Annotated in this window: 9 protein-coding genes; all 9 read left to right on the top strand. The window is 44.7% G+C overall.

The window, feature by feature from the left end:
* Positions 1 to 1,106: L,D-transpeptidase (locus tag ABHR75_RS09020; protein WP_346964153.1), on the top strand; the 1,106-nt coding region annotated here is incomplete at its 5' end.
* A gap of 108 nt (positions 1,107 to 1,214) precedes the next feature.
* A complete protein-coding gene (locus ABHR75_RS09025) occupies positions 1,215 to 2,162 on the top strand; it encodes a glycosyltransferase (RefSeq protein WP_158554631.1) in 948 nt (315 codons plus the stop codon).
* A 44-nt stretch (positions 2,163 to 2,206) separates the two neighbouring features.
* Entirely contained in the window at positions 2,207 to 3,451 is a 1,245-nt protein-coding gene (locus tag ABHR75_RS09030) for an MATE family efflux transporter (RefSeq protein WP_147326478.1), read from the top strand.
* Between the two features lie 4 nt (positions 3,452 to 3,455).
* Positions 3,456 to 4,316 (top strand): LicD family protein, encoded by an 861-nt coding sequence (locus ABHR75_RS09035; RefSeq protein ID WP_175406050.1) that lies wholly within the window; start codon positions 3,456 to 3,458, stop codon positions 4,314 to 4,316.
* A 33-nt stretch (positions 4,317 to 4,349) separates the two neighbouring features.
* The gene (locus tag ABHR75_RS09040) at positions 4,350 to 5,495 is read left to right on the top strand and encodes a glycosyltransferase family 4 protein (protein WP_138112743.1); all 1,146 of its coding nucleotides are present in this window, start codon (positions 4,350 to 4,352) and stop codon (positions 5,493 to 5,495) included.
* 112 nt (positions 5,496 to 5,607) lie between these two features.
* Positions 5,608 to 7,584 (top strand): DUF2142 domain-containing protein, encoded by a 1,977-nt coding sequence (locus tag ABHR75_RS09045; RefSeq protein WP_346964154.1) that lies wholly within the window; start codon positions 5,608 to 5,610, stop codon positions 7,582 to 7,584.
* Positions 7,585 to 7,914: 330 nt separating this feature from the next.
* The gene (locus ABHR75_RS09050) at positions 7,915 to 8,646 is read left to right on the top strand and encodes a glycosyltransferase family 2 protein (protein WP_229025531.1); all 732 of its coding nucleotides are present in this window, start codon (positions 7,915 to 7,917) and stop codon (positions 8,644 to 8,646) included.
* Positions 8,646 to 8,999 carry a DUF2304 domain-containing protein gene (locus ABHR75_RS09055; RefSeq protein ID WP_117786521.1) on the top strand — a complete coding sequence of 118 codons (354 nt, stop codon included), beginning with the start codon at positions 8,646 to 8,648 and terminating at the stop codon, positions 8,997 to 8,999. Before ABHR75_RS09050 ends, ABHR75_RS09055 begins: the two co-directional genes overlap by 1 nt.
* Before the next feature lie 258 nt (positions 9,000 to 9,257).
* A complete protein-coding gene (locus ABHR75_RS09060; protein WP_346964155.1) occupies positions 9,258 to 11,030 on the top strand; it encodes an N-acetylmuramoyl-L-alanine amidase family protein in 1,773 nt (590 codons plus the stop codon).
* Positions 11,031 to 11,092 lie beyond the last annotated feature (62 nt).

Genomic DNA, 11,092 nt, shown 5'->3' on the forward strand with positions numbered 1-11,092 from the left:
TTATGAGCGATGGAGACTGGTATTACGCTGAGCCTTCTCAAGCGTCGGGCATTATAAAGACTGAATGGCTGAAGGACGGTGGTCAATACTATTATCTCGATCCTGCCGCCGACGGTAAAATGCTTCTTGGTCATTTTTCTGTAAATGGGAAAAGCTATTATGCAAAAGCTTCAGGCGCTGTTGCTTGTCGTGAATGGGTAGATGTCCAGGACTCGGTTCAGGATGAGCCATCTAAGGCTTTTGCTGGTTCTGATTGCTCATTGTGTGGAGCATTGCGTAATGGAAAACTGTTTACATCAAACGGCGATGGCGAATTGGTCGAAGCTCACGGGTTTGTGATGCTTGGAGGCTGTAAGTTCTATGCTGATTCAACCGATGGCTCCCCCTGCGCTGGATGGAAGAACGTTAACGGAAAATGGTACTTTTTTGATGAGACCGCTGGCTATGCACGATCTGGCTGGCTGTACAAGGATGGCTCCTGGTTCTATTTAGATCCGTCCACTTATGCTATGAAAACCGGTTGGGTTGCCGTTAACGGATCTTGGTATTACTTGAATTCGTCTGGTTATATGCAGACAGGATGGCTCAATCTGGGCGCCACCTGGTATTGGCTTGATGCTAGTGGAGCTATGGCTACTGGCTGGCGCGTTGTGGACGGATCCTGGAATTTCTTTATGGCTAACGGCGCGAGGGTGTCAGACTATATGGATGCTAAGGCTCAAAGTTATTCAAGCAATACAAATTGGCTGATACTTGTCGATACGTCACGTTGCGTTACGAGTATTTACACTGGATCCTGGAATAACTGGTCCTTAAACCGTCGATATGTATGTTCGACGGGAAAAGCTAGCACGCCTACGGTGATAGGGGAGTATCAAGTCTACGGTAAGGGATACTCCTTTGGGCATGGATATACTTGCTATTACTACACGCAGTTCTATGGTGATTACTTATTCCATTCCTCACCCTACTACGTCAACAGCAACCGCGTGATGGATCCCACGATGGGCGTTCCATCCTCTGCTGGATGCGTACGCCTTGAGATTCAGAATGCAAAATGGATTTACGATAACATTCCTTATGGAACAAAGGTTGTTACTTATTGATATTAGGCACTCGTTTTAAGAGACAGGGATAAATACTCTATTTTTAAAAGAGTTTCTTTTAACTGAGGGTGCTTTGATAATCTTTAAGCAATGAATTTGGGAGGATTTTTGGAAATAGAAATGGGAAATGATATTGGCGTATGCGTACTTCTCTCAGCTTATAAACCCGATCTTAAGTTTTTCGCGGAACAACTTGATTCGATAGATAAACAAACTTTTCCGCTTACGCTTCTAGTTAGAAATGACTGCCCTGAATCGGATTCATTAGAGCGGTTTATCCAAGCGCATATAACGAAAAACGCCTATCGGTATTATCACGGTGATAATAATCTCGGTTATGTCAAATCGTTCGAGGCGCTGCTCTCCTTGGCGGAAGGGGATTACGTAGTACTTTGCGATCAGGATGATATTTGGGAGCCTAATAGAGTTGAAGTTTCGCTCAACCATATGCTAGAAGAAGGCTCAATTCTAGATGTTTGTGATAGATCGGTAATTGACGAAAACGGAAATATTCTGGTAAAGAGTTATAGGAAAGCTCATCCTAATTCGCCGGAAGTAAATTGGTGCTCTGGAGAGGATATTACTGTACAGGCCGCAAGCGTATGTTACGGCATTGGTATGGCTCTCATGTTAGATGCGAGTGCGGCGAAGTCGATGATTCCCTTTCCGGAATCGACTGCACATGACTTGTGGTTGACATTGGGTTGCAGTGAACTGGGGAAGTGCAGCTTTACTATGACTCCTTTGGTTAAGTATCGTCGACATGGTGGTAACGAAACTGGATTCCTTGCAGGTGTTTCTTCAAAAGATGATTGGTATTCGACAAGAGTTAAAAACAGGGTTGATACTGCTAGGCGATTTGCCGATAGATTTCCCGATTCACCGCATCTAAAGGAAATATTGGGGTTCGCTGAAGCAAGGGAGCGGCGCTCCATAATTGGTTTACTTAAATACCGACGAGCTTGCCCGTCTATCGCTAAAGCAGATATCATTATACGTCTTATGCCGAATTGGCTGTTTATTTTGATTTTAAAAGAACTTAAAGCTGCGAGATAGCTCCGTATCCTCATTTCGACAGGTTTAGAAGGGCGCTTATATTTGTGAAGGCCACAGAGAAGACTCTTTCGATTAAACATAATATGTTCTGGAATACCGTCGGTTCGTTGACTAATTTAGGCTGTCAGTGGCTTATCACCATTTTGGTCGTTCGGCTGTCTGATGGATATAGTGCTGCAGGCATTTATTCGCTGGCTATGTCTATTTTCAACATGTTTTCTCAATTAGCCCAATACAGGATGTACACGGTGCAAATTGCAGATGTTGAAAGGAAAAACTCTGCTGGTGAATACCTGACTTTTCGTTTCTTTACTACTTTTATAGCGTTTGCAATGTTAGCCGTCTATTCCATTGCAACGTGTCGTATTGGTACGGTGCCCGCTATTCTTCTGTATGCTCTCTATAAAACCGCTGGCTTAGTCATTGATGTCATGCATGCTAATGATCAGGTTGGTCATAGGATGGACTATATTGGGAAATCCCTCATAATGCAGGGCATCGGCTCTCTCCTTTCATTCATTCTTGTCTTTGGATTTTTTAATAGCCTCGAAGGTGCACTGTTGCTTATGACGGTAGTGACAATAGGCATCGGAGTTATTTACGATTATCCAAGATCAAATCGGATTTCTGCAATCAAGCTTGGAATTAGCCGAGCGAAGGTCAGAGCCTTCCTATGTAGCTGTTTGCCCATCGTTCTGGGCGGCATTGCTGCTTCTGCGGCGCCGAATATTCCCAGGCAGTATTTATCTTATTCATTCGGAGATTCTGCTCTGGGTATTTATGCATCAGTTGCTGCACCTGTGGCAATTATCCAAATGGGTGCGACCTATATTTATAATCCTTTATTAGGTTATCTAGTAGAGCGTTACCATTCTAGAGAAAAGTCCTTTTTTTCGCTCATAGGTAAAATACTTGCTGGCATCTTTTTTGTCGGTGTCATATCTTCAGTTGCCCTTTTCTTTTTCGGTAAATTATTGCTGTCACTGTTTTATGGCGCTGGAATAGCTAAACATACCGATCTCCTTCAGCCTATGTTGGCTTGTGCCTTTTTGACTGGCATCGCTTGGTTTGTCAACGATTTGTTGGTTTCTCTTGATAATTACCGAGGGGTATTTGTTGGCAGCATGCTGTCCTTAATTAGTGCTGTCGCTGTTATGGCTCCTGCGCAAATGCTGTTTGGCTTAAATGGCCCTACTGTATCGGCGCTTATATCCAATGCCATTTGCCTTATTTATCAGTCTTCTGTTTTGGGGAAACAGACGCAACAATGGTTCGGGGAAAAGAGATAGGCCGATGATGTCTAAAGCTCACGCGCTATTAAAGCTTCAAAACACTGAATTGGATATCCTTCAGGTTGTCGCCGCATTCTGCTCTAAGCGCGGCATCAGGTGGTGGCTTGACGGTGGAACATGTTTAGGAGCAATGCGTCATAGGGGGTTTATCCCTTGGGATGATGATATAGATATCGGAATGATGCGTTCAGATTATGACCGCTTTTGCTCTTTAGCCGAGGGTGGGTTACCGGAAGGATATTCGCTCCATACATCGCGGAATACTACTGGCTATGCTGCGATGTTTGCTAAGGTGTATCGCGATGGAACTCGCTTCGAGAATCAAGAGGCTCGAGAGGCTTCCAGTTCGATGGGCATTTTTGTCGACATCTTTCCATATGACCAGCTCTATACAGATAAACGCCTTCGTGCAAAGCAAGTCCGAACTGCATCAATTGCACAGAAAAGAGCCTATTTATATCATTCTTCTTCCATTGTTGTCCCTCATAAAGGGTTCCTTGGTCAACTCGAGCAAATTGGTTGTTCTGCTATGCACGTGGTGGAACAACTGGTTTCTCGAGGCGCATGCTCTTACCAGGATTTGTTCGATTCCTGTATTGCCGACTCAAATACGGGTGAGGTCTCTGATTACTGTCTGACGTTAAGCTGGCCGAATATGGCGCCAGTGCCTATTTCAGAGATTTTCCCTCTGAGCAGTGCGGTTTTCGAAGGCAGTGAATTCCCTGTTCCTCGTATGACGGATAAATATCTTACAACGATGTATGGCGATTGGAAAAAAATACCGTCACCGGATAATCGACATACCCATCTTCCGCTCTTGCTCGACTTTGGAGATGGGGAAGTCTGGACGGCACAGAATTAAGGATATGACATCTATATCAGATGAGGTTATGTGATGAGCTCCTCTATTTGTATTTTCACTCACCATTATCACCCGCAACTTAGTGGAATTGGTAATTTTGTCGATGGTCTCGCTCACGCCTTGACTGCACGCGGCGATAGGGTGGTTATCGTTACTAATGATTCGATGCGCGTGGGAGTCGGTCATTCAGTCGAAAACGGCCTGGAGGTAATTCGTCTTCCTTGCATTCCGTTACTTGATGGAAGACTTCCTCTTCCCAAAAAAACCAGTGATTATTACCGACTCCTGCAAACCCTTGATGATTATGAGTGGAATGGTGTTCTGATAAACACGAGACTTTTCCCTCTCTCGCTCGAAGGGCTGAAGTTTGCTGCGGATCATAGTGCTAAGGCTGTTGTTCTCGACCACGGCTCAGCGTATCTCTCTTTCAATCAGCCATTTCTTGATTATTTTGTTCGCCGATATGAAGATTGGATTACTGATCGCGTAAAGTCGTTTGAACCTGATTTCTATGGGATTTCTTCTAAAAGTGTTGAATGGCTTCAGCACTTTAATATCACTGCAAAAGGCGTAATTTCAAACTCAATCAATGCCTCATTCTATAGGAGTATTTCTTCGGGGAGAGATTTCCGATCTGAATTAGGTATCCCTCAGTCATCTTTGGTTGTAGCTTTTGTCGGGCGGCTTATTCCTGAAAAGGGAATTTATTCAATTATTGAGGCGGCTCGCACAAAAGATATTACCAAGCGTGATATTTGTTTTGTTCTTGCAGGGGATGGTCCGCTGGCTAATGAGGTCAAGGAAGCTTGTTCGTCTAACTTGTTTTGGCTTGGGAGATGTAACACAGAGGATATTTCCTCCTTACTTCAGCAAGCAGATGTGCTTTGTCTTCCAACTCGTTCCGAAGGCTTTTCAACGGTACTTCTTGAAGCTTCAGCCTGCGGAACGCCTGCAGTGGTAACAGACGTGGGCGGGGCACGCGAGCTTATCTTAGATGATAGCTTCGGCACAATAATTCGGTCCATGGCATCTGATGAGGTGGTTTCGGCATTATGCAGGCTTTTTGATGATCGAAAGCTGCTTTCTCTTCAGTCTCGAAACTCTAGGGCGCTTGTTGAAAATCGATATAACTGGGATGCCACTGCTATGGATGTCGAGAAGGCGTTTTGTATTTGCTAAGTGATACTTGGCTGGCTTTTGCTTAGCTTTTGAGTGAAGTTGGATTTGAGATACGAATTTGTTATTGTCGACTTACCCTATTCGATTTTGTCTTTAGTTGGAGATGCACGTTTTGAATAATCCTGCAATTAAGAAAAGCGAGTACGCGCTTGCCATCTTTGGGCTGGGACTTCTTTTATTAGCTGTTGCGACATCATTGCACTATAAGAATTTAAATCTATTCATTCTTGAACTCTTTTGCGATGTCGTTGCTGTTGCGTGCTTATATTTGCAACCGAAATCACAGTCGGGTGGTGACGCTATTCGTCAGATAACCGTCCTCGTCGCGTCCAGCATTCTCAGCAGCTTTCTGCTAGTTTTAATCATATTGACTGGTGCGAAGACGTTTGGCCCCTTCGATCTTGACGCATGGAATATCGCAAGTCTTGTTATATGCTTTCATTTAGTTTTAGCGTTTCAAGGCATTGAGCTTTGCTATGGCCTGGTGAAGAGCTTTGTAGCCTCGGTTAAGAAAACTGATACTAAGAAGTGTTTCTTTTTTTTGACGGTTTCTGTTGGCTTTGCTGTTTTAATCGCTTTTATTGGCATTCCGCTCGATAAGTCAAAGACGGTGTTGTTCGCGTCTGCTTTGCCCATTACTGTTTTGATCGGGTTGATTGCTATTAATGGGGGCACTTCTTATCTGAAGCCCGAACTGTTCGCTTTCGCATGCATTGTCTCGGTCGGTCTATCCGTAATTATTTGCTTCCCCGTTACAAATTTTCTGACATGGGATGATGAGGTCCACTATGGAAATGCAAATAGTGTTTCCTACCTCACAAATGCTGAAATAACAAATTCTGACCGAATGATAGTCGAACAGTTTTATAGGGGGGACGGCTTTAGTTTGGATGCATCTTTGGGTAAGTACCCAATAGATGAAACAAGAGAGTTTAACCGTGGCTCTGTTGAGCAATTAGTCAGAGAGGCCGATAAAAATAATATAGCTGAAGGTATCGAACGTGTTAATTGTTTTGATAGTGTGGCTCTTTCTAAAATTGCCTATATTCCTTCATCTATCGGCCTTTGTTTGGGTCGCTTGCTTCATCTCCCATTTTCTATCAAATTTGCATTGGGAAAAATATTCAATTTACTTGCGTATGCAGTTATCTGTGGAATCGCAATTCGTATAGCCCCTTGCAGAAAATGTCTTTTCACTTGTATTGCGTTGTTCCCGTCTGCTGTGTTAATGGCAGCCAGTTACTCGTATGATCCCTGTGTGATATCGTTCAGTTTGCTAGGAACAGCTCTTTTGTTGAAGATGCTTGTTTCTGAAGAGGATATTTCTGCAAAAACGTTCTTCGGATTTCTACTATCTTTTGCAGTCGGATTTGCAGCTAAAGCGATTTATTTTCCATTATTCGGACTTGCGCTTTTAATTCCTGCAAATAAATATACTTCGAGCAAGCAAAGACGTATCTTGATTGGAACCGCGATATTCGTTTGCGCCATAATGATTTTATCTTTCTTGACGCCATACTTCTCTTCTGTCGTAAATAACATTTCTGATGCGCGTGGTGGCACCGAAGTCTCTACGGCTGGTCAAACGACGGGAGTGCTTGCAAATCCGGTTGGAACTATAGCTGTAATCTCGAATTTCGTTTTTGGATCGATGCTGACCCCGGCGTTTCTCAATTCAATATCAACGAATATGGCCTATCTTGGGGACGTCTCCAATCTGTTCCCATGGCTTTCATATCTCCCCATCATGTTGTTTGAAGCTATTTGCATTATTGATAATGAAAAAGTTACTAAAATTAAGCTTAGTCGTTGCGGAATTGTTTGGTCTCTATTCTTGGTTCTTGCTACTTGCTACCTAGTTGCTTTGGCTCTATACATCGCTTTTACAGGAGTCGGAAGCCAGACAGTTGCGGGTGTTCAGGCGCGATATCTCATACCTTTGATAATACCTTTTGCCTGTCTATTGCTCAGGTTCCCTATTTACTGCGATGAGGAGGTGAAGGCTAAATTTACAGCCTTTATGCTCGAGGCTCCATTTGCGCTGCTGTATTTTGTGATGTTCGAGCTTCTGTATATCCGTTTTTTCTAAATTAGCGATATAGGTCATGGTTATAGTAGGAGTGGGCAATTAGTTGGATTCGATTGGATCGAATGGGACGGCGTTGAGGGTTCGCTCAGGACATGCGCCCCGTATTTGAGGCAGAACTGCAAGGGGTCCTTTTCCTGCGGTGATGGATGGGGACTCCATGTGTGCCCTAGTTGAGCAAGCTAAATATCTAAGCTTGAGATGTAACTTCCTAATGGTTAGACAGGATACAGTAAACTTAAGTCTGAGTTAAGCTATGCGTTGGACTGGAAGAGTCGCAAATTCTTTGGGCGTCGCTAAGAGCCAACTGTTTTTGGAATGGATGAATCTCGATTGTCTTTTACTTCAACGACATGTTCAAAAGGACATCTGCGTGTTCTCGTAATAATTCCTGCCTATAACGAACAGGAGTGCATTCTCAATACCGTTGCAGCTATAAAAGCTGCGGGTTATGACTATGTCGTAATCAACGACGGCTCACAAGATACAACGCTTGAGCTTTGTCGAGAGCATGGTATCAACATATTGGATCTGCCGCAGAACCTTGGTATCGGTGGAGCGGTCCAAGCGGGCCATAAATATGCCCAGAGATTTGGCTATGATATCGACATTCAGGTTGACGGCGATGGCCAGCATGATCCTTCTTATATTCCTGAGCTTGTAAAGCTGATTGAGAGCGGTGCGAGTTTGGCGATAGGCTCTCGATTTCTGGTTGAGACTGATGGTTTTCAATCAACTTTTATGCGTCGTGTTGGAATCAGGTGGCTTTCATTTTTGCTCGAGCTGCTTACGGGTAAGGTGGTCACCGATCCCACTTCTGGCTTTAGGGCCTGCAATAAAGATGCTATCGACCTGTTCTGCAAGAGTTATCCTGATGACTACCCGGAGCCAGAGTCGATTGCTTTGGCTATGAAGCTTGGTCTTCCCGTTATGGAAGCGCCTGTAAAGATGAATGAGCGCCAAGGTGGACGTTCATCTATCGGGGGCTTCTCTTCCGTCTACTATATGGTCAAGGTTACGTTAGCCATTGTCCTTGTGTGCTGGGTTCATAGGGGAGACAAATAATGAATCTTATTTTGAGGATTGGTGCGGCCCTCTTTTTCGGCGGATTCCTCGTCTATGTTTTACGTCTCGTGTCCAACGGAAAGATGCTTCTTAAGTACTCTTTGCTGTGGATTTTGATGTGTATGGCGGCCTTGATCTGTGATTTATGTCCTCAGATTATTTATAGTTGCTCAACAGCTATTGGGTTTGTCAACCCGGCCAATTTCCTTTTTTTGGGTGCAATCGTGCTGTTGCTTGCAATCTCTCTGTCTCTTAGCGTTGCCGCGAGTCGTCATGTTTTGGCGATCAAAAACCTTACTCATAGGATTGCCCTGCTCGAAAAAGAGCTTGAGAAAAGGTCTGATCATGAATGAGCTCAATACATGGTTTGATTCAGTTCCTTCGGCTATCCCTCATTAGGGCTCCTAAGTTTGTGCACCATTGATCGCGCTCGACTGCTGGTTGTGGATTGTCTAACAAATAGACAATCCCTATGTTGAGTGTCTTATCGTTTTATCTGGTGCAACGTATCAAGCGAGTTGTCTTGCATATTAATTAATTTGGGAACTGCATCTCTGGGTCGACTGCATCTGGATATTCAAAGGTTAATTTGATTTGGCGAGAAGAGAAAAATGATGAAAAATCGACATCTGAGTTTAATCAGCGTGGTTTGTCTAACATCTATTTGTTTCATCTCTCTTTTATGGCCCGCAATCGCATTTTCATTAACTGAAGATTGCGTGGCTGAAGGCACTGATGGCTCTTTGGTTCAATCGGGTCAGGAAGCATTTGGGACATCAGGTAGCGATCGTTTGACTTTGGATTCCGATAATTTCAAAGCATCTATCGATTCGTCGATATATGAATATACTGGCGATGTGATTACTCCTGATGTCTCTGTTTTGACTGCCAGCGGTTCTGTGCTAGCAAGCGGAATCGATTATGAAGTCACGTATTCAGATAATGTTGCCCCTGGCTGCGCCACTATAAGAGTGAATGGGCTAGGGAATTACGCCGGCGTTACCTCTCAACTGTCGTTCCAGATCGTTCGTTCCTCTGATAATAACATCGCTCTTCCTGGTTCTTGGGCCTACCAAAACGGTAAATGGTGGTGGAGATATGAGGCTGGTGGTTGGCCGTCAAACTGTTTTCTGTCCATTAGAGGGGCGGAGTATTATTTTGATTCCGAAGGTTATGCAACTACTGGCTGGAAATACTTGAACGATGGCTGGCATTTATTTTCTAACTCCTGTGCACATTTGAAGGGATGGGCTGCCACCGGTGGGCGCTGGTTCTACCTTGACGAGACATCGGGTTCAATGAAGACCGGCTGGGTTTTAATTGATGATAGCTGGTACTATTTGGACAGTTCGGGCGCTATGCAGACCGGGTGGTTACTCCTTGGCAATACTTGGTACTGGCTTGAGCCTTCTGGATTAATGGCTACGGGCTTTAGGCTTGTTAACGGCTCTTTGTATCATTTTTCCGAATCCGGTTCTATGAGCTCCGGTTGGTTTATTAACGATGGGGCATGGTATTGCTCCAACGCATCGGGAGAGATTCGTACCGGGTGGTTTTACAATGGTTCTAGCTGGTATTTGCTAGACCCCAATAATAATGGCGCCATGCTGGAAGGATTTCAAACTGTAAATGGCTCCATTTATTATTTGGATCCGGATAGCGGCGGTGCATTAAAGTGCAACACTTGGGTCTTCTCACAAGATGAAAACGTATATTATGCGTGCAGCAGTGGTGCGATTGTGCTTTCGGGCGTCAAGGACGGCGCGGGCGGAATTAAGCTCAGGGATCCCGAGGGAAAGCCTGTCGCTGGCTGGTATTGGTCCTCAGCTGCACAGGTGTGGTTTTACACAGACTCAGATGGGGTTCTGCAGCGCGGTTGGCGATTCATTGACGGTAGGTGGTATCACCTCGACAACGAATCCGGAGCCATGAATACTGGCTGGTTCCTCGATGATGATGGAACGTGGTACTACCTTATGTCTTCTGGACAAATGGTAAATGGCTGGAACAGAATTGGAGACTCCGAGTATTTCTTTAATGCCTCAGGTGCTTGGGTGGAGCCTGAGCACTCCGCGCGCGCCTCCTTGCAGTCCCAGATCGTTAATCGTTGCCATAGCGTTCCTTCTCCTGGGGCGGGACTGTGCTCGGAGTGGGTTAGCCATGTGTTTTACCCCGTGCTGGGGTCATATCCCAACGGCGACGCATGCGACATGTTCTGGAATTGGTGTTACAGCCGAGATATATCTCAGCTTAAAGTTGGAATGATCGTTGCGGTCCCTACGCATACTCATACAAGTGCTGGTGCCCGCTGGGGCCATATTGCTATTTATATCGGAAACGGTATGGTTATGGTGTTAGCGTCGGATTATTTTAGCCAAATATAGTCGGCCGAGATTGACCAATCCCGGCCGACCCATTTTAGCCAACACGCCCGCATCTATGACTT

Source organism: Collinsella aerofaciens, from assembly GCF_039752955.1.
GTDB lineage: Bacteria > Actinomycetota > Coriobacteriia > Coriobacteriales > Coriobacteriaceae > Collinsella > Collinsella aerofaciens_BI.